Annotated in this window: 20 protein-coding genes; 11 read left to right on the top strand and 9 right to left on the bottom strand. The window is 64.6% G+C overall.

The genetic code is table 11. The annotated features are described in order from the left end of the window. Window positions 1-437 precede the first annotated feature (437 nt). Window positions 438-3,545: a transglycosylase domain-containing protein gene (locus ACFW0B_RS04010; protein ID WP_449146662.1), complete on the top strand. Its 3,108-nt coding sequence runs from the start codon at window positions 438-440 to the stop codon at window positions 3,543-3,545. A gap of 27 nt (window positions 3,546-3,572) precedes the next feature. On the opposite strand, the gene ACFW0B_RS04005 is transcribed toward ACFW0B_RS04010, so the two are convergent. Continuing rightward, complete coding sequence (locus ACFW0B_RS04005) at window positions 3,573-3,878, bottom strand: DMT family transporter (protein ID WP_449146661.1); 306 nt, start codon at window positions 3,876-3,878, stop codon at window positions 3,573-3,575. 10 nt (window positions 3,879-3,888) lie between these two features. Beyond that, window positions 3,889-4,527, bottom strand: coding sequence for an FMN-dependent NADH-azoreductase (locus ACFW0B_RS04000; protein WP_449146660.1), 639 nt, complete (start codon window positions 4,525-4,527; stop codon window positions 3,889-3,891). Window positions 4,528-4,665: 138 nt separating this feature from the next. On the opposite strand from ACFW0B_RS04000, the gene ACFW0B_RS03995 reads away from it, so the two are divergent. Then, complete coding sequence (locus tag ACFW0B_RS03995; protein ID WP_449146659.1) at window positions 4,666-5,547, top strand: LysR substrate-binding domain-containing protein; 882 nt, start codon at window positions 4,666-4,668, stop codon at window positions 5,545-5,547. A gap of 384 nt (window positions 5,548-5,931) precedes the next feature. On the opposite strand, the gene ACFW0B_RS03990 is transcribed toward ACFW0B_RS03995, so the two are convergent. Beyond that, window positions 5,932-7,491 (bottom strand): sigma-54-dependent transcriptional regulator, encoded by a 1,560-nt coding sequence (locus ACFW0B_RS03990; protein ID WP_449146658.1) that lies wholly within the window; start codon window positions 7,489-7,491, stop codon window positions 5,932-5,934. A 259-nt stretch (window positions 7,492-7,750) separates the two neighbouring features. Between ACFW0B_RS03990 and phhA the strand changes: the two genes are divergently transcribed. The 4 genes from phhA (at window position 7,751) to ACFW0B_RS03970 (ending at window position 10,713) form a co-directional block, all read left to right on the top strand. Further along, on the top strand, window positions 7,751-8,542 hold the full coding sequence (gene phhA / locus ACFW0B_RS03985) for a phenylalanine 4-monooxygenase (protein WP_449146657.1): 792 nt from the start codon (window positions 7,751-7,753) through the stop codon (window positions 8,540-8,542). Between the two features lie 120 nt (window positions 8,543-8,662). Then, entirely contained in the window at window positions 8,663-9,019 is a 357-nt protein-coding gene (locus ACFW0B_RS03980; protein ID WP_449146656.1) for a 4a-hydroxytetrahydrobiopterin dehydratase, read from the top strand. Continuing rightward, window positions 9,016-10,209, top strand: a complete 1,194-nt coding sequence (locus ACFW0B_RS03975) for an amino acid aminotransferase (RefSeq protein ID WP_449146655.1) — start codon at window positions 9,016-9,018, stop codon at window positions 10,207-10,209. Before ACFW0B_RS03980 ends, ACFW0B_RS03975 begins: the two co-directional genes overlap by 4 nt. Before the next feature lie 249 nt (window positions 10,210-10,458). Next, window positions 10,459-10,713, top strand: a complete 255-nt coding sequence (locus tag ACFW0B_RS03970) for a transposase (RefSeq protein ID WP_449146654.1) — start codon at window positions 10,459-10,461, stop codon at window positions 10,711-10,713. A gap of 78 nt (window positions 10,714-10,791) precedes the next feature. Here the strand turns inward: ACFW0B_RS03970 and ACFW0B_RS03965 are convergent, their stop codons facing one another. Beyond that, window positions 10,792-12,099 (bottom strand): dicarboxylate/amino acid:cation symporter, encoded by a 1,308-nt coding sequence (locus ACFW0B_RS03965; protein WP_449146653.1) that lies wholly within the window; start codon window positions 12,097-12,099, stop codon window positions 10,792-10,794. Window positions 12,100-12,422: 323 nt separating this feature from the next. On the opposite strand from ACFW0B_RS03965, the gene ACFW0B_RS03960 reads away from it, so the two are divergent. Next, window positions 12,423-13,421: an AraC family transcriptional regulator gene (locus tag ACFW0B_RS03960; protein ID WP_449146652.1), complete on the top strand. Its 999-nt coding sequence runs from the start codon at window positions 12,423-12,425 to the stop codon at window positions 13,419-13,421. A gap of 165 nt (window positions 13,422-13,586) precedes the next feature. Here the strand turns inward: ACFW0B_RS03960 and ACFW0B_RS03955 are convergent, their stop codons facing one another. From ACFW0B_RS03955 to ACFW0B_RS03945, 3 genes are all read right to left on the bottom strand, one after another. After that, window positions 13,587-14,954, bottom strand: coding sequence for an ATP-binding protein (locus ACFW0B_RS03955; protein ID WP_449146651.1), 1,368 nt, complete (start codon window positions 14,952-14,954; stop codon window positions 13,587-13,589). Further along, the gene (locus ACFW0B_RS03950) at window positions 14,951-15,628 is read right to left on the bottom strand and encodes a response regulator (protein WP_449146650.1); all 678 of its coding nucleotides are present in this window, start codon (window positions 15,626-15,628) and stop codon (window positions 14,951-14,953) included. The genes ACFW0B_RS03955 and ACFW0B_RS03950 overlap by 4 nt, the downstream gene beginning before the upstream one ends. Before the next feature lie 65 nt (window positions 15,629-15,693). After that, window positions 15,694-16,299 (bottom strand): hypothetical protein, encoded by a 606-nt coding sequence (locus ACFW0B_RS03945; RefSeq protein WP_449146649.1) that lies wholly within the window; start codon window positions 16,297-16,299, stop codon window positions 15,694-15,696. 412 nt (window positions 16,300-16,711) lie between these two features. Here ACFW0B_RS03945 and ACFW0B_RS03940 point away from each other — a divergent pair, with 412 nt between their 5' ends. After that, window positions 16,712-17,428 (top strand): 4'-phosphopantetheinyl transferase family protein, encoded by a 717-nt coding sequence (locus ACFW0B_RS03940; RefSeq protein WP_449146648.1) that lies wholly within the window; start codon window positions 16,712-16,714, stop codon window positions 17,426-17,428. Window positions 17,429-17,612: 184 nt separating this feature from the next. Here ACFW0B_RS03940 and dcd read toward each other — a convergent pair whose 3' ends face one another. Together dcd and apbC are read right to left on the bottom strand one after the other, a co-directional pair. Beyond that, complete coding sequence (gene dcd, locus ACFW0B_RS03935; RefSeq protein WP_449146647.1) at window positions 17,613-18,179, bottom strand: dCTP deaminase; 567 nt, start codon at window positions 18,177-18,179, stop codon at window positions 17,613-17,615. A 93-nt stretch (window positions 18,180-18,272) separates the two neighbouring features. Continuing rightward, a complete protein-coding gene (gene apbC, locus ACFW0B_RS03930; protein ID WP_449146646.1) occupies window positions 18,273-19,367 on the bottom strand; it encodes an iron-sulfur cluster carrier protein ApbC in 1,095 nt (364 codons plus the stop codon). Between the two features lie 146 nt (window positions 19,368-19,513). On the opposite strand from apbC, the gene metG reads away from it, so the two are divergent. The 3 genes from metG (at window position 19,514) to rsxB (ending at window position 23,643) form a co-directional block, all read left to right on the top strand. Beyond that, the gene (gene metG, locus ACFW0B_RS03925; protein ID WP_449146645.1) at window positions 19,514-21,547 is read left to right on the top strand and encodes a methionine--tRNA ligase; all 2,034 of its coding nucleotides are present in this window, start codon (window positions 19,514-19,516) and stop codon (window positions 21,545-21,547) included. Window positions 21,548-21,721: 174 nt separating this feature from the next. Beyond that, window positions 21,722-22,276 carry an Rnf-Nqr domain containing protein gene (locus ACFW0B_RS03920; RefSeq protein ID WP_449146644.1) on the top strand — a complete coding sequence of 185 codons (555 nt, stop codon included), beginning with the start codon at window positions 21,722-21,724 and terminating at the stop codon, window positions 22,274-22,276. Beyond that, the gene (gene rsxB / locus ACFW0B_RS03915; RefSeq protein WP_449146643.1) at window positions 22,273-23,643 is read left to right on the top strand and encodes an electron transport complex subunit RsxB; all 1,371 of its coding nucleotides are present in this window, start codon (window positions 22,273-22,275) and stop codon (window positions 23,641-23,643) included. The genes ACFW0B_RS03920 and rsxB overlap by 4 nt, the downstream gene beginning before the upstream one ends. The last annotated feature ends 13 nt before the right edge of the window (window positions 23,644-23,656 follow it).

Below are 23,656 nucleotides of genomic sequence, written 5' to 3'. Positions count from 1 at the left end.
ACGCGTCCGAGATCGGCGGCGAGTCTTGCACAAAGATGAAGCGACGTCATGCCTACTTTTGGTGCACATCCGTACCAGATGGAGCGGGAATGGCGGCGATGCATGCCATCGGCCCAAAAGACCGGAAAGGATCGACAGGATGTCCCGTATCAGGGCCGGAAAACCCCAGAATCACCCATGGGCTTTCGGCCGAACGGTCGCGGGTATCCGGATGGGCCGGCTCGCGCAGGGCCTCGATCAGGGCCCGGCCGGTGGCCACGGCATTCCCTCAGCCCGCGAATGCAAGCCTGGGCGTTGGCACGCCGGCTGTGGCCGAGTCGAACCCGATTGTCGCCTGTCATTGATTCGCGCTTGTTTTGCCGCCACTGCGCCATGCAGCCCGCCAGCGACCTACTAAGATTGCAAGCAAGAGCGGTAACAGGCCAGGCCGGTGGACTATGGGCGCAATATGGCAATCCGACACAGCAAGGAAAGAGGTACCGCAAGGCCCTCTCAACGGGGCAGGCGTTCCGCCGGAAAAACCGCCGCGCCGCAAGAACCGCCTCCTGTTCTGGAGCGTTTTCCTGGTGACCGCCGGCATCGTTGGCGCTGCCGTTATCCATGAAATGCACACCTCGCGCTTCCAGGCCCGGGAAATCAGCCGCTACGCCGCAACGCTCAGCTACACGCTTGAAGATGGCCCCAGCAAGGCGATTCGCTACCCCGATTACGGCCCGTTCGATCGCCGTCTGGGCTACACCTCCCTGCCGCAGATGCTCGAACGCCTGGAAAAGCGCGGCTATCAGGTGCAGCAACAGACACGCTTCTCCCCGGAACTGATCAGCTATGTCGATCACGGCCTGTTCCCGCCTTACCGCGAGAAGATCCAGGCCGGCATCAACATCTGCGACTGCCGCGGCCTGCCCTTCTACCAGTTCAGCTATCCGCAGCAGCGCTACCCGGACTTCGCCAGCATTCCGCCGCTGCTGGTCAACAGCCTGCTGTTCATCGAGAACCGCAAGTTGCTGGACCGCGAAACGCCCCTGGCCAACCCGGCAGTGGACTGGCTGCGCTTTTCCAAGGCCGCGCTGACCCAGGTGGGCAAGGTTATCGACTTCGACGGCCAGTCGGCCGGCGGCAGCACCCTGGCCACCCAGCTGGAGAAATACCGCCACTCGCCGTTCGGGCGTACCGTTTCCGCTTCCGAGAAGATTCGCCAGATGGTCTCCGCCAGCGTGCGTGCCTACCAGCAAGGCCCACAGACCCTGGCCGCGCGCGAACGCATCGTCACCGACTACCTGAACAGCGTCCCGCTTTCGGCGGCGCCCGGGCACGGCGAGGTGCACGGCATCGCCGACGGCCTGCGGGTGTGGTACGGCGCCGACTTCAATCACGTCAACAAGGTCCTGGCGGACGAGGGCAGCGACCTGGCCGAACGCGGCCTGGCGATGCGCCAGGTGCTCTCGCTGTTCATCGCCCAGCGTCGCCCGTCCTATTACCTGTCCAACGCCCATGTAGAGCTGAACGCCCTTACCAACAGCCACATCCGCGTACTGGCCAACGCCGGCATCATCGATAAGCAGCTGCGCGATGCCGCCCTTGCCGCCAAGCTGCGATTCCGCAACTGGGTGGAAGAACCGGTGATCCAGGCGGTGGAATCGAACAAGGGCATCAGCGTTGCCCGCAGCCGGCTCTCGGGCATGCTGAACATGCCGCTATACGATCTCGACCGCCTCGACCTGACCGCCAGCAGTACCCTGCATAGCGAGCTGCAGAACGCCGTCACCGAGTACCTGCGGCAACTGGCCGATCCGGCCTTCGCCGAACAGGTGGGCCTGTATGGCGAGCGCCTGCTGTCACCGGAAAAGACCCGCGAGGTGCGCTACAGCTTCACCCTCTTCGAGCGCACGCCATCGGGCAACCGCGTGCGGGTGCAGACCGACAACACGGACCAGCCCTTCGACATCAACGAGGGCAGCAAGCTGGAACTGGGCTCCACCGCCAAGCTGCGGGTGCTGGCCACCTACCTGGAAAACGTCGCCACCCTGCACCAGCGCTACGCCGGCCTGCCCGTGGCCGAACTGCGCAAGGTGCCGGTCGACCCGCTGGACTTCATCAGCCGCTGGGCCATCGACTACCTGATCCAGACCAAGGACCGCGACCTCAACGCCATGCTCCAGGCGGCCCTGGACCGCACCTACTCTGCCAGCCCCTACGAAGCCTTCTTCACCGGCGGCGGGCTGCACACCTTCAACAACTTCCGCAAGGAAGACAATGGCCGCAGGCCGACCCTGCGCGACGCCCTGCGTGAGTCCATCAACCTGCCGTTCGTGCGGCTGTTGCGCGATGTGGTGCGCCACGACATGTACCGCCCCGACGGCGGCAAGATGCAGCTGCTGAGCGACGACAAGGACCCGCGCCGCCAGGGCTACCTGGACCTGTTCGTCTCCCGTGAAAGCCAGACCTACCTGCGCCGCTTCTGGAACAAGTACAAGGGCAAGGATGCGGACCAACGCCTGGCCACCTTCCTCGATGGCCTCAACCCCTGGGGCGCGCGGATGGCCGCGATCCACCGCTATCTCAAGCCCCAGGCTGACCTGGCCACCTTCGCCGCCTTCATGCGCGAGCGGGTGCCCAAGGCCAACCCGCCACTGACCGACAAGCGTATCGAAGATCTCTACAAGCGCTACGGGCCGGGGGCCTTCAACCTCAACGACCAGGGTTATGTGGCTCGCGTCCACCCGCTGGAACTCTGGTTGCTCGGCTATCTGCAGGCGCACCCGACGGCGACCTACCGCGAAGCTGTGGAAGCCAGTGGCGAGGAGCGCCGCGAGGTCTATGGCTGGCTGTTCAAGTCCAAGCGCAAGTACGCCCGCGACAAGCGCATCCGCATCATGTTGGAGGTGGAGGCCTTCCTCAATATCCATGAGCACTGGAAGTCCCTGGGCTATCCCTTCGACCACCTGGTGCCGTCGCTGGCTACCGCCCTGGGCAGCTCCGGCGACCGTCCGGCGGCACTGGCCGAACTCATGGGTATCATCCTCAACGACGGCGTGCGCCAATCCACCCTGCGCATCGACCAGTTGCATTTCGCCGCCGATACACCCTACGAAACCCTGGTGGCACAGCAGACCAGCGAAGGTAAACGGGTGATGACCTCGGAAGTGGCCGCAACCCTGCGCGACGCCCTTTCCAAGGTGGTGGAAGGCGGCACCGCACGGCGCCTGCAAGGCAGCTTCACCCTGCCCGACGGCCAGCCGCTGGTGATGGGCGGCAAGACCGGCACCGGCGACAACCGCATCCAGACAGTGACCCGCTGGGGCACGGTGAAGAGCTCCAAGGCCATGAACCGCACCGCCACCTTTGTCTTCTATCTGGGCCCGCGCCACTTCGGCACCCTCACCGCTTACGTCGAAGGCAGCCAGGCGGACAAGTTCAGCTTCACCTCCGCACTGCCCGTGCAGGTGCTCAAAGGCATGGCGCCGATCCTCCAGCCCTATCTCGTCCCCGGTCAGAACACCCTGTGCCAGGACCTGGCCCCGGCGGTGCAGGTCAGCCGCCGGTAGGTTGCGCCTCGTTGCGCTCGGAGCAACCTACTTGAGCCCCGCCACGCCCACGATGATCAGGACCACCGACACCAGCTTGGCCGGCGTCAGCGTCTCGCCCAGCAGGAGGAAGCCCAGCAGCACCGTGCCCAGCGTGCCGATGGCGGTCCAGATGGGATAGGCGATGCTCACCGGCAATACCCGCATGGAGAGGGTCAGGAACCAGATCCCGGCCACTGCGGCCACCACCACCAGCAGGCTGGGCCAGGGCCGGGTAAAGCCGTCGGCGTACTTCATGCCCATGGCGAAGAGCACTTCGAAGAACGCCGCTATGAGCAGGAATATCCAGGCCATGGCCGTCTCCTCAGAAGCTCTCCGCCAGGTCCGCCAGCGCGCGCTCGGCACGCTGGTAGGACTGCGCGAAGGCCTCGCCACCGAACTCGTCGTTTTCCACCGCCACCACCGTCACGTCGGTGATACCGATGTACCCCAGCACAGTGCGTAGATAGTTGTCGGCGTGGTTCATGTGGGCGTTGGCGCCGCCGGGGCCGTAGCCGTGGTCGCCACGGGTGGTGATGATCAGCGCCTTGCGCCCCAGCACCAGCGGGGTATAGGGGTTGCCCTGCTTGTTCGGGTCGAAGTCGAACGTGCGGCGAATGCGCACGATCTGGTCGACCCAGGCCTTGACCCCGCTGGGTACGCCGAAGTTGTACATGGGCGCGGAAATCACCAGGCGGTCGGCGGCGAACAGTTCATCCACCAGCAGGTCGCTCACGGCGAGGTCGGCCTTCATCACTTCGCTGCGCGCCTCGGGCTGCGGATGGAAAGCCGCAGCGATCCAGCCTTCGGTGACCGCCGGAATCGACACCCGCCCCACTTCGCGACGCAGGACCTGGCGGCCCTCCTCGCGCACCTGCCAGGCCTTGAGGAAGGACTCCTGCAGGCGGCGGGAATGGGAGCGTTCGCCACGGGGGCTGCCTTGCACGGAAAGAATGGTGCTCATCTCGATCTCCTCGGCGACTGTGCTTCCAGAAGCACATGAATTGGCTGAAACTCAGGCGCTAAGCTAGCTACGCCAGCCAACCCGGACAAATGAGCATTTGTTCATCTGGATGAATTCAATTCACCCGTGGAGCTTTCCATGTTTTCCAGCCTGCCCCTCACCGCCCTGCGCACCTTCGAGTCCGCCGCGCGCCTGTCCAGCTTCAAGGCTGCCGCCGAGGAACTGGCGGTGACGCCCACGGCGGTGTCGCACCAGATTCGCGGCCTGGAAAGCTGGCTGGGGGTGCCACTGTTCCACCGCCTGTCGCGCAGCGTGCGCCTTACCGATGGCGGCCAGCGCCTGTTCGGCAGCCTCCATGGCGCCCTCTTGGAGATCACCCAGACCCTCGACCAGCTACGCCCGCAGCGCAGCAGCGGCAATCTCACCCTGTCCACCACCCCGGCCTTCGCTGCGCTCTGGCTGATCCCCCGGCTTGGCCGCTTCTATGCCGAGCACCCGGAAATCAGCGTGCGCCTGGACACCAGCAATACCCTGATCGACCTGCACCAGGACGCCAGCGTCGATTTCGTGATCCGCTACGGCACGGGCCAATACCTCAACCTGCACAGCCAGTGCCTGCTGGACGAATGCTTCGGTGTCTATGGCTCGCCGGCGCTGGTGGCCAGCCTGGACGATCGCCTGCCGACCCTGATCACCATACGCTGGCGCAATGCGCTGCTCTACGAACTGGGCTGGAAGGCCTGGTGCCAGGCGGCGGGAGAAGAGCACCTGCTGGAGAGCGCGCCGCAGCGGGAGTACGACGAAGAGCACTACGCCCTGCAAGCCGCCATCGCCGGCCAGGGCCTGGTACTGGCCAGCTCCGTCCTGGTATCGGAAAGTCTCGCCAGCGGCCTGCTGGTGCCCTACCGGCCGGAGGTCAGCGTGGCCGGCGCGGGCTACTCCACCCTCTGCGTCCCCGGCCGGGAACGCCACCCGCCGGTGAAGGCCTTCTTCGACTGGTTGAGCCGGGAAGTGGGATGAGGCCGGTGGGGAGAATTAAATGGTTAGGTCTGCGTTAGCGGTTGCAGTGCTGACGGGAATGTTCTGGCACCAGATATCTCGGACTCCGCGCCAGCCGATACCGCCCTCTCCCCCGGCCCCTCTCCCTGAAGAGGAAAGGGGTGACTCGCGCCGGCAGGTACAAGTCATCCTGAAGCAACCTGCGGCCTGAAACTTGGCTGAAGCGGTGGGCAGCGACTCCGTCCCACTCAAAAATCCCGGGCAAAAAAAAAATGGGCGACCAGTTGGCCGCCCGCCCAATCATTCCGGGAGTGGAATGTCAGAAACGCTTGTGTCCGCATCACGCAAGATTCAGACAGGACCCTTTTTACGCGTCCCCCCTCCCCCGAACCATTCAACGATGGTCTAACTCTCCTCCTTCCCCAACCCGTGCAGCTTCAGCTTGTTGGCAATGGTGGTATGGGACACCCCGAGCCGCTTGCCCAGCTGGCGGCTGCTCGGATGCTCGGCGTAGAGCCGCTCCAGCACCGCCTTCTCGAAACGGCCGATGATGGCGTCCAGCCCCCCATCCAGGGAGAAATCCCCCAAGGGTTGCGGCGCGCCGTAGTCGGGCAGGCGGATGTGTTCGGGACGAACGGTACCGCCGTCGCACAGGGAAACCGCCTGGAACAGCACGTTCTCCAGTTGTCGCACATTACCCGGCCAGTGGTAGTGGCTGAGCTTGTCCATCACCTGGGGCGCCAGCTTCGGCAGACTGCAGCCGATCTGCCGGCTGGCCGAATCGAGGAAGTGCTCCACCAGCGGCGGCAGTCCGTCGAGGCATTCGCGCAGCGGCGGGATATGCAGCGAGAGCACATTCAGGCGGTGATAGAGGTCCTGGCGGAATTCGCCACGGGCGCAGAGTTCGGAAAGGTCCACCTGGGTGGCGCAGATCACCCGCACGTCCAGGTACACCTCCTCGTCGCTGCCCACGCGACGGAAGCAACCGTCCTGCAGGAAGCGCAGCAGCTTGGCCTGCAGGCGCGGGCTCATCTCCCCCACCCCATCGAGGAACAGCGTGCCGCCGGCGGTGAGTTCCAGCAGGCCCAGCTTGCCCTCTGGCCGAGCCCCTTCGAAGGCGCCCGGGCCGTAGCCGAACAGCTCGGTTTCGGCCATGGATTCCGGCAGGCCGGCGCAGTTCAGTGCCATGAACGGCGACTGGCCGCGCGGGCTCGCCAGGTGGCAGGCGCGGGCCAGCAGTTCCTTGCCGGTACCGGTCTCGCCCTCGATCAGCAGCGGCGCATCCAGGGGCGCCATGCGGCGGGCCTCGCGCACCACGGCGGCCATCACCCTGGAGCTCTGGAAGATGCTGTCGAAGCCACGCAGCTCGTGCTTGCGCACGTGGTAGATGCGCTCACCCACGCGGTCGGCGCGGTGCAGCGTGAGCACGGCGCCGGCCAGGGCTTCGCTTTCGTCATGTTCCGATTGCAGCGGCGCGATGTCGGCGAGGAAGGTATCGTTCTTGATCTTGATCCGCAGGCCGTTGATGCGCGCCTTGTTGGCCCGCACCAGCTCCGGCAGGTCGAAGTCCTCGACATAGCGGGCCAGGGGGATGCCTGGCACTTCGTCCACCCGTACGCCGAGCAGCTGGGCGGCGGCACGGTTGGCGGCGACGATGGAGCCGCCCATGTCGATGGACAACACCGGGAAATCAAGCGCACCGAGCAGCGCGTTCAGCTCCAGGTGGCGGCGCTCGCTGGGCATCAGGCCCACACGCTTGACGCCGAACACCCCCGGAATGGCTTCCAGCTTCGGCCGCAGGGACTGCAGTTGCAGGTTGACCATGTTCGGGCAGAGCAGATAAATGGCGTTGCCCTGGTCACCCCCCACTTCGCCACGATTGACGTTGATGCCGTAATCGACGAGCAGGTTGAGGATGTCGCGCAGGATTCCCACGCGGTTCTGGCAATGGACTTTGATACGCATCAGGCACCCCTGGGTCGGGTTTTTCCTTGGGTAGTCGGAGAAAAATTCCGTTCTCGACCCTATTTTTCCGTCAAGAATATGTGACATTTCAGCGCAGCGACAAGGCGATGTATGGCCGTCTCGCCGCCATCGTAAAGTTTTCCTTACGCTTTCAATGTGGTGTGAATGCCCGTGCAGACCGCGCTCCTGCTGCGCTGCGGCGTGCTCTGCGCTATCGATAAGGCAACACAACAACGAAGCCCCATTCTCAGGAGGCCGAATGAAAGCGACGCAGTACGTGGCCCGTGAACCCGACGCCAACGGTTTCATCCACTATCCCGAAACCGAGCATCAGGTGTGGAACACCCTGATCACCCGCCAGTTGAAGGTGATCGAAGGCCGCGCGTGCCAGGAATATCTCGACGGTATCGAGCAGCTCGACCTGCCCCATGACCGCATTCCGCAACTGGGCGAAATCAACAAGGTGCTCCAGTCCACCACCGGCTGGAGTGTTGCCCGCGTCCCGGCACTGATCCCCTTCCAGACCTTCTTCGAACTGCTGGCCAGCCAGCAATTCCCGGTAGCCACCTTCATCCGCACTCCGGAAGAGCTGGACTATCTGCAGGAACCGGACATCTTCCACGAGATCTTTGGCCACTGCCCGCTGCTGACCAACCCCTGGTTCGCCGAATTCACCCACACCTACGGCAAGCTCGGCCTCAAGGCCACCAAGGAAGAGCGCGTCTACCTCGCCCGCCTGTACTGGATGACCATCGAGTTCGGCCTGCTGGACACTCCCCAGGGGCGTCGCATCTACGGCGGCGGCATCCTCTCCTCGCCGAAGGAGACCGTCTACGCTCTGTCGGGCGAGCCCGAGCACCAGCCCTTCGACCCGCTGGAATGCATGCGTACCCCGTATCGAATCGACATCCTGCAGCCGCTCTACTTCGTGCTGCCGGACCTCAAGCGCCTGTTCGACCTGGCCCACGAAGACATCATGGCGCTGGTGCACAAGGCGATGAGCCTGGGCCTGCACGCGCCGAAATTCCCGCCGAAACCGAAAGCCGCCTGAAGCTTTTCGTAGGTTGGCGCAGAGCGCAGCGAAGCCCAACATTACCGGCTTGCCGGCTCCGCTCGTTGGGCCTCGCAGGCTCGGCACCAACCTACAGAACCCCTTATCTGGAGAACCCTCATGACCGTCTTGTCCCAAGCCCATTGCGAAGCCTGCCGCGCCGATGCCCCGCTGGTGTCCGACGAAGAACTGGCCGTACTGATCAAGCAGATCCCCGACTGGAACATCGAAGTACGCGACGGAATCATGCAGCTGGAGAAAGAGTTCCGTTTCAAGAACTTCCGCTATGCCCTGGCCTTCACCAATGCCGTGGGCGCGATCGCCGAAGAAGAAGGCCATCACCCCAGCCTGCTCACCGAGTGGGGCAAGGTCACCGTGACCTGGTGGAGCCATGAGGCCAAGGGTCTGCACCGCAACGACTTCATCATGTCCGCCCGCACCGACCAGGTAGCGGCAACCGCCGAGGGCCGTAAATGAATCACTTCGCCAAGGTGGGCCGGGTGCCCGGCGACCCCATCCTCGGCCTGATGGACGCCTACCGCCTGGACCCCAACCCGGCCAAGCTCGACCTCGGCGTGGGCGTCTACAAGGACGCCCGCGGCCTGACGCCGATTCCCCATGCGGTGAAACTGGCCGAGCAGCGCCTGGTGGACACTGAAACCACCAAGACTTACATCGGTGGCCACGGTGACGCAGCCTTCGGTCGCCTGCTGCTGGACCTGGTACTGGGCACCGGAAACCCGCTGGAAGCCGCCGGCCGCGCCGGCTCCACCCAGACGCCGGGCGGCACCGGAGCACTGCGCCTGGCTGCGGAGTTCATCGCCAGCAACCTGCCCGGCCGCGGCGTGTGGCTGAGCGACCCGACCTGGCCGATCCACGAAACCATCTTCGCCGGCGCCGGCATCAAGGTTGCGCACTACCCCTACGTGGATGCGAGCAACCGCCTCGACGTCGACGCCATGATCAAGGCCCTGGAACAGGTGCCCAGCGGCGATGTGGTGTTGCTCCACGCCTGCTGCCACAACCCCACTGGCTTCGACCTGTCCCGGGACTACTGGCGCAAGGTGCTGGAGGTGATCAAGGCGCGCGAGCTGCTGCCACTGATCGACTTCGCCTACCAGGGCTTCGGTGATGGCCTGGAACAGGACGCCTGGGCGGTTCGCCTGTTCGCCGAGGCGCTGCCGGAACTGCTGGTCACCAGCTCCTGCTCGAAGAACTTCGGCCTCTACCGCGAACGCACCGGAGCCCTGATCGTCTGCGCAGCCGACGCGGAAAAGCTGGCCGACGTGCGCAGCCAGCTGGCCTTCCTCGCCCGCAACCTGTGGTCCACCCCGCCGGCCCACGGCGCCGCGGTGGTCGCCACCATCCTCGGTGACACCGCCCTGAAGGCCCAATGGGTCGAAGAACTGGAAGGCATGCGCAAACGCGTCGCCGACCTGCGTCGTGGCCTGGTGGAAGCCCTGCAACCTTTCGGACTCGCGGAACGCTTCGCCCACATCGGCGAGCAACGCGGCATGTTCTCCTACACCGGCCTCTCGCCGGAGCAGGTCGCCAGGCTGCGCGCCGAGTTCAGCGTGTACATGGTGAGCACCGGCCGCGCCAACGTGGCCGGCCTGGACTTCAGCCGGATCGACGATCTGGCCAAGGCAATCGCCAAGGTGTGCTGAACAGGGTTGCATCCGGAGCGCAGGCTGAAAATCGGCCCAGCGCTCCGGATGTAGAGTTTCGAGAATGGCAACTCTGTACGCTCAGTTGAATCGGCTGGCATTCAGCGCCCGACCAGAATCCGGAAGACCTGCGCCAGCGCGAACTGCAGATCCACCTGCAAGAACAGCTGAACGCCAACCAGACGCTGATGACCATGCCCCTGATGTAGGCCCAGCTCTAGGGACTGTGGAAGGTGCCAACACGTAGCAGTGGCAGGCGACCTGGAAACACCAGCTCAGACATGCCCAGGAAAGCCAGCTCCCAACGCTGATGCCGTTTGCCAAACGCCTCAGCGGTCACACTGGCGCGGCATCCTCAGCCGGATGCGCTGGCCCATGCATACCGGTCTATCGGAAGGCATACAAAATCGCATCGAGGTGATCAAGCGCATGGCCTACGGATTCCGGGACACAGCCCATTTCTTCCTGAAAACCAGGACCGACGTGCCCGGGAAAGCGCGATGAATCCAAAAAAGCCCGGCTACGAGGGCCGGGCTTGAGAAAGTCTCCTCACCAGGAGGAGAACGCTAAAGCAGTCGTCGATCAGACAGCGGTTTGCGGTACGGACTGCGGAACGTCCTGTGCTTCGGCCTTGCCGCCGGAAGCCAGCTCGCGCTGCAGGGTGTCTTCGTCCAGCTGCTTGCACCACTTGGCGACCACGAGGGTGGCAACGCCGTTGCCGATCAGGTTGGTCAGGGCGCGGGCTTCGGACATGAAGCGGTCGATGCCGAGGATCAGCGCCAGGCCGGCAACCGGCAGCTGGCCGACAGCGGACAGGGTGGCGGCGAGCACGATGAAGCCGGAACCGGTGACACCGGCGGCGCCCTTGGAGGCGATCAGCAGCACCGCCAGCAGGGTCAGCTGGTGGGTGATGTCCATGCTGGTGTCAGTGGCCTGGGCGATGAACACCGCAGCCATGGTCAGGTAGATGGAAGTGCCGTCCAGGTTGAAGGAGTAGCCGGTGGGGATGACCAGGCCGACCACGGACTTATTGGCACCCAGCTTCTCCATCTTGTTCAACATGCGCGGCAGGGCCGACTCGGAGGACGAGGTGCCGAGCACGATCAGCAGCTCCTCGCGGATGTACTTGATGAAGCGCAGGATGTTGAAGCCGTGGGCGCGGGCGATGCCGCCCAGGACCACCAGGATGAAGAACACGCAGGTGATGTAGAAGCACAGCATCAGCTGGCCGAGCTGCACCAGCGAGCCCACGCCGTACTGGCCGATGGTGAAGGCCATGGCGCCGAAGGCACCGATGGGAGCGACCTTCATGATCATGTTGATGATGCCGAACATCACGTGGGCGATGCGGTCGACGAACTCCAGCACCGGCTTGCCGTAGTCACCCATGCGCTGCAGGGCGAAGGCGAAGATCACGGAGAAGAACAGCACCTGCAGGATGTCGCCCGACGCGAAGGCGCCGACGATGGTGCTGGGAATCACATTCAGCAGGAAAGCGATGGTGCTCTGTTGCTCGCCGGCGGCGGTGAAGGCGGCGATGCCCTTGGTGTCCAGGCTGGCCGGATCGACGTGCATGCCGGCGCCAGGCTGTACGATGTTGACCACCACCAGGCCGATGATCAGGGCGATGGTGGATACGATTTCGAAGTAGATCAGCGCGTAGCCGCCGGTCTTGCCCACTGCCTTCATGTCCTGCATGCCGGCGATGCCACTGACCACGGTGCAGAAGATGATGGGCGCGATGGCCATCTTGATCAGTTTGACGAAGCCGTCACCCAGGGGTTTGAGGGCGACGCCGGTTTCCGGATAGAAGTGGCCCAGCAGAATACCGATGGCGATTGCGACGATGACCTGTACGTACAGGCTCTTGTAGAACGGTTGGCGGGACATGGCAGTGTTCCTTTCAAGTGATCCCGACCTGTTCCGTAAGGCCTGGCGTCACTGTGATCGACATATCTCCCTGCCTGGGAGACTTTTGTTGTTGTGCGGTCCAGTCGAATGGACGGCCCTGTCCCTATAGCAGCCGCTATGCCAAGTCTTATTCACCAAAAAAACTCTTATATATCAATAAGTTAAAAACAAAGCAGAGCAACGAACCGATCGGTATCGGGCGGATTTCCGCCAGGCAGCCAGGGGGATTTCCGCCACGTGCGCCCTTGTGGCCGCCTCCGGCTGCGCCCTACCATCGGCCTTCCCGACCACGGATAGTCCCCATGCGTGAGCGCACCATCGCCAGCCATTTCGTCCGTGCCGCCCTGCGCGGCGCCATGCGCCAGGGCGTGGATTGCGCACCTATCCTGCGGGCAGCCGGCATCCAGCCGGCGCTGCTCGACGAACCACGGGCACGGGTGGCCCCCGAGCAGTTCACCCGGCTGCTGCAATTGCTCTGGGAAGTGCTGGACGACGAATACATGGGCTTCGGCCAGCAACGCAGCAAGCGCGGCACCTTCGCCATGATGTGTCACGCCACCATCCACTGCCGCACCCTGGAAAAGGCCCTGGGCCGGGGCACCCTCTTCTACGGGTTGTTTCCCGACGGGCCACGCATCACCCTTGCGCGGGAGGGTGACTTCGCCGTGCTGACCGCGGACGACGCGACGCTCCAGGACCCGGACCACTTCCTGGTGGAAAGCCTGCTGGTGATCTGGCATCGCCTGGGCAGCTGGCTGATCGGTCAGCGCATCCGCCTGGAGGAAGCCACCTTCAGCTACGACGAACCGGCCCATGCCAGCGAATACGAGCTGCTCTTTCCCACCGCTCGCCAGTTCTCTGCGCCGCGCACCAGCCTGCGCTTCCATGCCCGCTACCTGGCGATGCCGCTACTGCAGGACGAACGAACCCTCAGGCACTTCCTCGAACGTTCTCCGGCCGACCTGCTGGCCCGCCCGGATGGCGGCGACAGCCTCACCAGCCAGATCCGCCGCCTGCTCGGCCGCGACTGCCGCACCTGGCCGGACCTGGAAGCGGTGGCCCAACAGCTGCACACCAGCCCGCAGACCCTGCGCCGCCACCTGCGCGAAGAAGGTTCGAGCTTCCAGGAACTGAAGGACCACCTGCGCCGCGACCTGGCCATCTACCACCTGGGCAGGAATGAACTGCCGATCCAGGACATCGCCGAACAGCTCGGCTTCTCTGAACCTTCGGCCTTCCACCGGGCCTTCAAGAAATGGACAGGACTGACGCCGGGGGCGTATCGGGCGCAAGAGGCCTGAAGAACGCATTTGCTGTGGGGGCGATTGCAATCGCCATGCAGGCCGAAGGCCTGACGTAGGTTGGCGCCGAGGAACGAGGCTCAACATTTCGGACCGCCTATTCAGCCCCAAACCGACCGCCCTCACCCCCGCCCCTCTCCCAGAGGGAGGGGGGAGAAAAGCAGCTCAGATCAACGGAAACCGGATCCGGAACTCCGCCCCACCCAGCGGTGACGCTTCGAGGAACAGCTCACCGTCGTAGCTTTCGATGATGTCCTTCACCACCGCTGTGCCGATGCCCTGTCCCGGATGCTGGGCGTCGAGACGTTCGCCGCGCTTGAGGATGCGCTCGCGCTGATCCTCCGGCACGCCGGGGCCGTCATCTTCCACCTTCAGCTCGCAATAGCCATCGCGCACCTGCGCACTGACGCGGATTTCCCCCAGGCACAGGCGGAAAGCGTTCTCCAGCAGGTTGCCGAGCAGCTCCAGCAAGGCGCCCTGCTCCATGGGGATCATCAGGATCTTGTCGAAATCCCGCTCCACGCGTACGCGCTTTTCCCGGTAGACCTTGTCCAGCGCATCGCAAAGAGTGTCCAGCAACGGCGCCAGCTGCACCTGATGGCGCACCAGGCCGCTCTTGCGCAGGGAAGCGCGCTGCAGCTGGTAGCTGATCTGCTGGCTCATGCGCTCGATCTGGCTCTGCAGCACCCGCGCCTGCTCGCGGTCATCGGGGCGAGCGGCGATGTTCTCGCTCACGCCCTGCAATACCGAGAGTGGTGTCTTCAGGCTATGGGCCAGGTCGTCCAGGGAATGGCGGTAGCGCTCGCGCTGGCGACGCTCGCTATCGAGCAGCCGGTTGAGGGATTTGGTCAGGCGTAGCAGCTCCCGCGGGTGCTCGTCGCTCAGGCTGTCGCGGCTGCCGGCCTCCACCTGATCCAGCTCGGCGCTGAGCCCGCGCAGGCTGCGAAAGCCCCAGGTCAGGCCGAACCAGAGCAGGCCCAGCAACACCAGCAACGCAGCGCCCAACCAGATATAGAGCTGCTTGAGGAAACCGTCGTACATGGACTGGTAGTCGCTCACCGGCTGCATGGTGACGATGCTGTAGGCCGCCTTCTGCCCACGCAGCAGGTCCACCTCCACGTCATAGACGAAGAACTCACGCCCCTTGGCATCCGCGACCCGGATAAACTCGTGCCCCTGGCCGTCGTAGCGCGGGCTGTATTCCACGCGCTCGTCTCGCGACGAAAGTGACTGCCAGACCATCCGGCCTTCGCTGTCATAGATGTAACCCAGCTGGCTGGCTTCCAGGTTGTCGAATTCCTCATTGGGCAGCTTGTCGGGCATCTTCAATTGGCCGCTTTCCACCCGGGCAGCAGCGATCAGCGCGCTGGCGTCGGCGGCCAGGCGCTGCTGGATGGATTGGTCGAGGGCAATGACGAATGCCCCGCGCAGCGCCGGCAGCAGGGCGAGCATGAACAGCACCGCCATCACCGCGGCCCCCAGCATCAGCCGCAGGCGCAGCGACGCCCCCAGCTTGCGCCAGCCACGCATCATCGGCAGCGCTCAGTAAACAGGTAGCCCTGGCCACGCACGGTATCGATGGGTTTGAAGCCGTTGCCTCCCTCCAGCTTGCGACGCAGGCGCCCCACCAACACTTCGATCACATTGGGATCGCGCTCTTCATCATTGGGATACAGCTGCTCCATCAGCCGATCCTTGGCCACCACCTGCTGGTGGTGCCGCATGAGGTACTCGAGGATGCGGTACTCGTAGGCGGTGAGCGCGACCGGCTCGCCATCCAGCTGTGCCTGCTTGCGATTCAGGTCCAGCAGCAGCGGCCCGGCTTCGATGGTGGACTGGACGAACCCGGACGAGCGCCGCAGCAGGGCATTGAGCCGTGCCTCCAGCTCCTCGAACTGGAATGGCTTGACCACATAGTCGTCAGCCCCGGCAGACAGGCCTTCGACCTTGTCCTGCCAGTTGCCGCGGGCGGTGAGAATGAGGATGGGGAAGCTCTTGCCCTGGCCGCGCAACTGGCGGATCAGGTCCAGCCCGCTGATGCCGGGCAGGCCGAGATCGATCACGGCCAGATCATGATTGTATTCGGCGGCGCGATAGAGCGCTTCCTCGGCGTTGGGAACGGCATCCACTACGTGGCCATGCTCGCCCAGGCGGGTGTAGAGGTGATGGCGCAACAGCGCTTCGTCTTCCACAACCAGCAGTTTCATGGGCAGTTCTCCCTTTCAATGAGTTGGCCGGGCAATTGCCCGGCCCGGTGCAGAACAAGGGTGGATCAGAACTTGTAGTTCGCGCCGATGTAGGCCTGGCCACTGCTGTGCAGGTCCAGGGAGCCCAGACGAGGGCCACCGTGTTCCCCCATGTCGGTGCTGACGTTGGTACGCAGGTAACGGTAGCCGGCTTCGATCGAGGCGTTCTTGCTCAGGTCCTGGAGGATACCGGCCTGCAGGCCGGCAGCGTAGTTGATGTTGCTGTCTCGGCTCATGCCCTTGCTTTCCTGCTCCAGCTTCACCAGGCCGAGGGTCGCACCGCCGAACAGCTTGGTGTTGTAGTCGCCCACGGGCACGAACACATCGTAGCTGCCGAGCAGGTTCTGCTGACGCAGCTTGTTGCCGCTGTCGGTGTCGGAGAAGTTTTCGTAGGTCATGTAGTAGCGGCCGCCATCAGTCATCTGACCGGCACGCACGCCCCAGGTGTCGGTCTTGTGGATGACCTTGTCCAGCTTGGGGTTATTCAGGTTCGCGTTCAGCGAATCGGACTTCTGGATGTTGTTGTTGGTCTGGCCCCAGGTCAGTCCAACAAAGTTGTCGCCGGCCTGGGCGCCGGCAGCGGCGAGGGCCAGAGCGGAAGCGAGGGCGATACGGCTGAAGATCGGGTTCATGATGTGATTCCTCTTCGAGTGTTCGAGTAGTTGGCTGAACTCGGGGGCTAGATTGCTCGCCGACCACTGAACCGCTCCTGAACCCTTCTTGAACCTGAGCTGAATGAAATCTCTTACAACGTCCTAAGGCTTTTTTGTAAGACAGGCTTCAGCGCCCCTCCCGAGTTCCCCTTGATTGCGGACAAAAAAAACGGGAGCCCATCCGGGCTCCCGCACTCAATTCAGAGAAAATGTCCGGAACCGGCACTGCCAGGCTTCCGGACTACAACCTCACCTGCGTTCCAGAAGAAACGCCCGGCTAGTCTGGCAAAAACCGTGGCACGGCTTCCGTTTCGCTTTGTTTGCCATTTGCAAACATATGTAAACGGCCACTCTGCTGGCCGATTCCGCCGCCCCCGGGCAGAATGCCGCCATGACTTCGAACCACCCCGCCTGCTGCAGCCCCTTCGACGCCACCTGGCCCTTCCCTGAAGCCTTGCCGGGAGTGGTCATGCGCTCCTGCCGCTTCGACCCGGCCCGGCTCGCCGCCGACGACTTTTCCCGCAGCGCCATCGCCGCACCGGCCAACATCCAGCGCTCGGTGGCCAAGCGGCAGGCGGAATTCCTCGCCGGCCGTCTCTGCGCCCGCTGCGCCCTCCTCGCCCTGACCGGCCGCGCCGACGTGCCCGCCCTCGGCGAAGGCCGCGCACCGGTCTGGCCCGCCGGCATCACCGGTTCCATCAGCCACAGCCACGGCCTGGCCACCGCCCTGGTCGCCCGCAACACACAATGGCGTGGCCTCGGACTGGACCTGGAAGAGCCCCTGGCCAGCACTCGTGCCCTGAGCCTGGCGGAAGAAATCCTCACACCGGCCGAACTGCAACGGCTGGATGGCCTCACGCCCGAGCAGAAGGCCGAGCGCATCACCCTCACCTTCTCCATCAAGGAGAGCCTGTTCAAGGCGCTCTATCCCCTGGTGCACAAGCGCTTCTACTTCCATGACGCAGAAATGCTGGACTGCGACGGCACACGAGCACACCTGCGGCTGCTGATCGACTTGTCGGCAAAATGGAAGGCGGGGACTGAACTGGAGGGGTGGCACTGCCTGTTCCAGGGCAAGGTGCTGAGCCTGGTGGCAGTCGCCGCCTGAGGGGGCAATTTCAATGGCGAATGGATGAGCTCCCGCAAGACATTGGTAGGTATCCGTAGTTCAACCCATCCGAAAGGCTCCAAGGGTGGGCCGGGCGGCGTTCCGCTTCAGCCCATCGCTGGCCCTTCCCGCAGGCACAAAAAAGCCGGGCGATCCCGGCTTTTTCTTGGGTGCGAGAAAGGCCTCAGGCCTTGGGCAGGGTCACCCCGGTCTGGCCCTGGTACTTGCCGCCGCGGTCCTTATAGGACACTTCGCAGGCTTCGTCCGACTGCAGGAAGAGCATCTGCGCCACGCCTTCGTTGGCGTAGATCTTCGCCGGCAGGTTGGTGGTGTTGGAGAACTCCAGGGTCACGTGGCCTTCCCACTCGGGTTCCAGCGGGGTCACGTTGACGATGATGCCGCAGCGGGCATAGGTGCTCTTGCCCAGGCAGATGGTCAGCACATCGCGGGGGATGCGGAAGTATTCCACGGTGCGGGCCAGGGCGAAGGAGTTCGGCGGGATGATGCAGACGTCGCTGTTGATGTCGACGAAGCTCTTCTCATCGAAGTTCTTCGGGTCGACGACGGCCGAGTGGATATTGGTGAACACCTTGAACTCGGCAGCGCAGCGCACGTCGTAGCCGTAGCTGGAAACACCGTAGGAAATCACCCGGCTATCGTCCGCACCGCGCACCTGACGCTCGACGAACGGCTCGATCATGCCGTGCTCCAGCGCCATGCGGCGAATCCACTTGTCCGATTTGATAGTCATGGCGGGCGTCCTGTCAGGGGGCGTGAAAAATTGACCGCGAATCTTACAGTCCGGCGAAGGCCCGGGCAAAGGCCTCGCCGGATGGCCGGACTGTCAGTCGTCGCTGACAGTGATGTTCGGCATGGCGCTGGCCGCCTGGCCGGACAGCGCGATACGCGCCCCGACGCAGCGGGCCGCCTGCTGGTAGATCATGGCGATCTGGCTTTCCGGGTCGGCGATGGTGGTCGGCTTGCCGCCATCGGACTGCATGCGGATGGCCATGGACAGCGGCAGCGACGCCAGCAGTTCGACGCCGTACTGCGCGGCCAGCTTCTCGCCACCGCCCTCGCCGAACAGATGCTCGGCGTGGCCGCAGTTGGAGCAGATGTGCACGGCCATGTTCTCCACCACGCCCAGCACCGGGATGTTCACCTTGCGGAACATCTCCACGCCCTTCTTGGCGTCCAGCAAGGCCAGGTCCTGCGGGGTGGTGACGATCACCGCACCGGCCACCGGCACCTTCTGCGCCAGGGTCAGCTGGATGTCGCCGGTGCCCGGCGGCATGTCCACCACCAGGTAGTCCAGGTCGTCCCACGCGGTCTGGGTGATCAGCTGGATCAGCGCACCGGAGACCATCGGGCCGCGCCACACCACCGGCGTGTTGTCGTCGGTGAGGAAGGCCATGGACATCACCTGGACGCCATGCGCTTGAAGTGGAATGAAGAACTTCTGGTCGCGCACCTTGGGCCGCGTGCCCTCGGGAATACCGAACATGATGCCCTGGCTGGGGCCGTAGATATCGGCGTCGAGGATGCCCACCCGCGCGCCTTCACGAGCCAGCGCCAGGGCCAGGTTGGCAGCGGTGGTGGACTTGCCCACGCCGCCCTTGCCGGAGGCCACGGCGATGATGTTCTTCACGTTGGCCAGCGCCGGCACCTGCTCCTGGGCCTTGTGCGCCTCGATTACGCAATCCACCTGCACATCGGCACTGTCCACGCCGTCCAGGTTCTCCAGCGCCATCTTCAGCATCTGGGCCCAGCCGGCCTTGAACAGGTCCGCGGCATAGCCCAATTCCAGGCGCACGCGGACCTTGCCGCCCTGGATGTCGACTTCGCGCAGGCAACCGGCGCTGACCGGGTCATGATCGAGGTGGGGATCGGTGAACTGGCGCAGGGTCGCTTCAACCTGGGCGCGGGAAACGGTGCTCATGGCAAGACTCCGGGAAATATCCGAGCAAATCAGGCGGCTATCCTACCCGACCGCCCGGCCGCTTGGTCCTGTACGCGTGAAAAAATCGCGGCGGACCTATATAGTTGCCGACTTCCCTTCTGTTCCATATCCGGTAACCGAGCACCATGACCGAGCCCCGCAAAATCCTTGTGACAAGCGCCCTTCCCTATGCCAACGGGTCCATCCACCTCGGGCATATGGTCGAATACATCCAGACCGATATCTGGGTGCGCTTCCAGAAGATGCGAGGCAACCAGGCTGTCTACGTCTGCGCCGACGACGCCCACGGTTCGGCGATCATGCTGCGCGCCGAGAAGGAGGGCATCACCTCCGAGCAACTGATCGACAACGTCCGCGCCGAGCACACCGCCGACTTCGCCGACTTCCTGGTGGACTTCGACAACTACCACTCCACCCATTCGGAAGAGAACCGCGTCCTGTCCAGCAGCATCTACACCAGGCTGCGCGACGCCGGCCACATCGGCACCCGTCCGGTGACCCAGTACTACGACCCGGAAAAGGAAATGTTCCTGGCCGACCGCTTCATCAAGGGCACCTGCCCGAAGTGCGGCACCGAAGACCAGTACGGCGACAACTGCGAATCCTGCGGCGCGACCTATTCACCCACCGAACTGAAGAACCCGAAGTCCGCCATCTCCGGCGCTACGCCGGTGCTCAAGGAATCCCTGCACTACTTCTTCAAGCTGCCGAACTTCGACGCCATGCTGAAAGAGTGGACCCGCAGCGGCGCCCTGCAGGAGTCGGTGGCCAACAAGATCGCCGAATGGCTGGATGCCGGCCTGCAGGAATGGGATATCAGCCGTGATGCCCCCTACTTCGGCTTCGAGATCCCGGACGCGCCCGGCAAGTACTTCTACGTCTGGCTGGACGCGCCCATCGGCTACATGGCCAGCTTCCAGAACCTCTGCGCACGTCGTCCGGAACTGGACTTCGACGCCTTCTGGAACAAGGACTCCAAGGCCGAGCTGTATCACTTCATCGGCAAGGACATCGTCAACTTCCACGCCCTGTTCTGGCCCGCCATGCTCGAAGGCGCCGGCTACCGCAAGCCCACCGCACTGAACGTGCACGGCTACCTGACCGTGAACGGCCAGAAGATGTCCAAGTCCCGCGGTACCTTCATCAAGGCACGCACCTACCTGGAGCACCTGCAGCCGGAATACCTGCGCTACTACTACGCGTCCAAGCTGAGCCGCAGCGTCGACGACCTCGACCTGAACCTCGAGGACTTCGTGCAGAAGGTGAACTCCGACCTGGTGGGCAAGGTGGTCAACATCGCCAGCCGCTGCGCCGGTTTCATCCACAAGGGCAACGCCGGCAAGCTGGTGGCCGAGAATGCCGCGCCGGAACTGTTCGCCGACTTCGCCGCGGCCGTCCCGAGCATCACCGAAGCCTATGAGAACCGTGACTTCGCCCGCGCCATGCGCGAAATCATGGCGCTCGCCGACCGCGCCAACGCCTGGATCGCTGACAAGGCGCCCTGGGCCCTGGCCAAGCAGGAAGGCAAGCAGGCTGAGGTACAGGCCGTCTGCGCCGCCGGCGTGAACCTGTTCCGCCAGTTGGTGATCTTCCTCAAGCCCGTGCTGCCACAACTGGCTGCCGCCGCCGAGCAGTTCCTCAATGTCGGCCCGCTGAGCTGGGACGACCACAAGGTGCTGCTGGCCGACCACCAACTGAACACCTTCAGCCCGCTGATGACCCGCATCGAGCCTGCAAAAATCGAAGCCATGATCGCCGCTTCCAAGGAAGATCTGGCCGCCGCCTCCTCGCCCAAGGGCAACGGCGAGCTGGAGAAGGACCCGCTGGCAGCGGAAATCGCCTTCGATACCTTCGCCGCCGTCGACCTGCGCATCGCGCTGATCGAGAAGGCCGAGTTCGTTGAAGGCGCCGACAAGCTGCTGCGCCTTACCCTGGACATCGGCGATGCCAAGCGCAACGTCTTCTCCGGCATCAAGAGCGCCTACCCGGACCCGAGCAAGCTGGAAGGCCGCCTGACCCTGTACGTCGCCAACCTGGCGGCGCGCAAGATGAAGTTCGGCGTTTCCGAAGGCATGGTCCTGGCCGCCGGCCCCGGCGGTGAGGAAATCTACCTGCTCAGCCCCGACAGCGGCGCCAAGCCCGGCCAGCGCGTCAGGTAACGCACCGCCTCGAAAACGCCCGCATCTGCGGGCGTTTTTGCTTCTGCCGAATCCGCATGGACCTGAGCTAGCCTTGTAGCAGGGCGCTGGCCATCGCGGCCGCGCCCCTGTACCGCTCCGGCTGCATCCCGGATAATACGCGGCCCATTTTTCAGCCTGGCGACGCCACGCCCTATGACCGACTTCATCTTCGCCCTGCTCGGCGCGGCTCTGGTCAACAACCTCCTTCTCGGCCTGCCCCTGGGCGCCGACAGCCTGCGTCAGCCGCACAGCCGTGCCCTGGCCCTGACCGGCGGTGCGCTGATCGCGCTGGCCACGCCCATCGCCTGGCTGCTCGAACAGCTGGTGCTGGCCCCGCTGGGGCTCGAATCGCTGCGCCTGTTCCTCTTCCTGCCGTTGCTGGCGCCCCTTGCCTGGCTATGCCTGGAAGGGCTGGCCCGCGTGCGCCCGAACCTGTCGCGGGATGGCCTCTGGCCCCTGCTGCTGGCCAACGGTGCGGCCCTGGGCGCCATGCTGATCGGCACTGCCGGAGGCTTCGGTTCGGCCCTCGGCCTGGGCCTTGGCGGTGGCGTCGGTTTCTGGCTGGTGCTGACCCTGTTCGACGACCTCTTGCAACAAGTGGATGAAGCCAAAGTGCCCGCCGTCTTCCGTGGCGCCCCGATGCTGCTGATCTGCGCCGGCCTGATGGGCCTGGCCTTCCTCGGTTTCAATGGCATGGGGGCGCAATGAACCAGGCCAGTCTGATCCAGCGCATCGACGCGCTGTTGCCCCAGACCCAGTGCGGCAAGTGCGGCCACCCTGGCTGCAGGCCCTACGCCGAAGGCATCGCCCAGGGCGAGGCGATCAACAAGTGCCCGCCCGGCGGCACCTCCACCATCATCGCCCTGGCCGACCTGCTGAAGGTCCAGCCGCTGCCCCTGGATGCGCCCAACGGCCCGGTGCCGCCGCAGATCGCCTTCATCCGCGAAGCCGAATGCATCGGCTGCACCAAATGCATCCAGGCCTGCCCGGTGGATGCCATCGTCGGCGCGGCCAAGCAGATGCACACCGTGATCACCGCCGAATGCACCGGCTGCGAACTCTGCGTGGCGCCCTGTCCGGTGGATTGCATCGACATCCTGCCCCTTGCCGAACCGGCCGCCAGCGCCCAGCGCCAGCGCGCCGACCAGTTCCGCGAGCGTTTCGAATTCCGCAATGCGCGGCTCGCGCGCGAGGAAGCCCGCCGCCAGGCCGAACGTGAAGCCCGTGCTGCCCGCGCGGCCCAGGCCCAGCAGAACACCGCCGCTGCGCCGCAGGACGCCGTGCAGGCAGCCATCGAACGGGTGAAGGCGCAGAAGGCCGCCACCCCGAGCCTGAGCGACCAGCAGAAGCGCCTGAAGATCGAAGCCGCCATGGCCCAGGTGGCATTGAAGAAGGCCGAGGCGCAGCTGGAGGTATATGGAACCTCCGATCTCCAGGCCCTGGTTGCCGAACTGCGCGCGGCCAACGACAAGGCCCAGGCAGCGCTCCAGGCCGCCATGGCAGCCCCGCCCGCGCAGGTGGACGAAGCGGCCCTCAAGCAGGCGAAGATCGCCGCCGCCATGAGCCGCGCCCAGCTGAGCAAGGCCGAGAAGGCCTTCGGCGAATCCCCCACTGCCGAGCAGCAGGCGCAGTTGGCTGAACTGCGCGCCGCCGTGGAGCAGGCACAGCAACGTCTGGACGCCGCTCAAGGCACCCCGGCCGCGCCCGTGGTCACTGAAGGTGAAGCGCGCCTCAAGCAGGCCAAAGTCGCCCTCGTCAACCGCCGTGCGGAGCTCAGGGGCGCCGAACAGCGCGGCGCCAGTGAAGCGGAACTGGCGCCGTTGCGCCAGGCGCTGAGCGACGCCGAGGCCGCGCTGCACGCCGCCGAGGACGCCTCCGGCAAGCAGCCGCCGAACCTGCAGCGCATCGACAAGCGCCCCGTGGACCCGGCCGTGCGTGCGCTGAAAACCGAACTGGCCTACGCCCGAGCCGAGGTCAGCAAGCTGGAACGCCAGGCCAACGCCGACCCGGCACTCCTGGCCCGAGCCCGCGAACGGCTGGCCCGGGCTGAGCGAAACCTCAATGAGCAGCCCTGAACAGCGCCCCTGC

Origin of the sequence: Metapseudomonas phytobenefica (genome assembly GCF_043392685.1) — a bacterium.
GTDB lineage: Bacteria > Pseudomonadota > Gammaproteobacteria > Pseudomonadales > Pseudomonadaceae > Metapseudomonas.
The sequence above is the reverse complement of the archived record's forward strand: the minus strand, read 5'-3'. Positions and strand labels throughout refer to the sequence as shown.

Coding starts and splice junctions, on each gene's coding strand:
- ACFW0B_RS04010 (WP_449146662.1), top strand. CDS start 438: ATGGGCGCAATATGGCAATCCGACACAGCAAGGAAAGAGGTACCGCAA.
- ACFW0B_RS04005 (WP_449146661.1), bottom strand. CDS start 3,878: ATGGCCTGGATATTCCTGCTCATAGCGGCGTTCTTCGAAGTGCTCTTC.
- ACFW0B_RS04000 (WP_449146660.1), bottom strand. CDS start 4,527: ATGAGCACCATTCTTTCCGTGCAAGGCAGCCCCCGTGGCGAACGCTCC.
- ACFW0B_RS03995 (WP_449146659.1), top strand. CDS start 4,666: ATGTTTTCCAGCCTGCCCCTCACCGCCCTGCGCACCTTCGAGTCCGCC.
- ACFW0B_RS03990 (WP_449146658.1), bottom strand. CDS start 7,491: ATGCGTATCAAAGTCCATTGCCAGAACCGCGTGGGAATCCTGCGCGAC.
- phhA (WP_449146657.1), top strand. CDS start 7,751: ATGAAAGCGACGCAGTACGTGGCCCGTGAACCCGACGCCAACGGTTTC.
- ACFW0B_RS03980 (WP_449146656.1), top strand. CDS start 8,663: ATGACCGTCTTGTCCCAAGCCCATTGCGAAGCCTGCCGCGCCGATGCC.
- ACFW0B_RS03975 (WP_449146655.1), top strand. CDS start 9,016: ATGAATCACTTCGCCAAGGTGGGCCGGGTGCCCGGCGACCCCATCCTC.
- ACFW0B_RS03965 (WP_449146653.1), bottom strand. CDS start 12,099: ATGTCCCGCCAACCGTTCTACAAGAGCCTGTACGTACAGGTCATCGTC.
- ACFW0B_RS03960 (WP_449146652.1), top strand. CDS start 12,423: ATGCGTGAGCGCACCATCGCCAGCCATTTCGTCCGTGCCGCCCTGCGC.
- ACFW0B_RS03955 (WP_449146651.1), bottom strand. CDS start 14,954: ATGATGCGTGGCTGGCGCAAGCTGGGGGCGTCGCTGCGCCTGCGGCTG.
- ACFW0B_RS03950 (WP_449146650.1), bottom strand. CDS start 15,628: ATGAAACTGCTGGTTGTGGAAGACGAAGCGCTGTTGCGCCATCACCTC.
- ACFW0B_RS03945 (WP_449146649.1), bottom strand. CDS start 16,299: ATGAACCCGATCTTCAGCCGTATCGCCCTCGCTTCCGCTCTGGCCCTC.
- ACFW0B_RS03940 (WP_449146648.1), top strand. CDS start 16,712: ATGACTTCGAACCACCCCGCCTGCTGCAGCCCCTTCGACGCCACCTGG.
- dcd (WP_449146647.1), bottom strand. CDS start 18,179: ATGACTATCAAATCGGACAAGTGGATTCGCCGCATGGCGCTGGAGCAC.
- apbC (WP_449146646.1), bottom strand. CDS start 19,367: ATGAGCACCGTTTCCCGCGCCCAGGTTGAAGCGACCCTGCGCCAGTTC.
- metG (WP_449146645.1), top strand. CDS start 19,514: ATGACCGAGCCCCGCAAAATCCTTGTGACAAGCGCCCTTCCCTATGCC.
- ACFW0B_RS03920 (WP_449146644.1), top strand. CDS start 21,722: ATGACCGACTTCATCTTCGCCCTGCTCGGCGCGGCTCTGGTCAACAAC.
- rsxB (WP_449146643.1), top strand. CDS start 22,273: ATGAACCAGGCCAGTCTGATCCAGCGCATCGACGCGCTGTTGCCCCAG.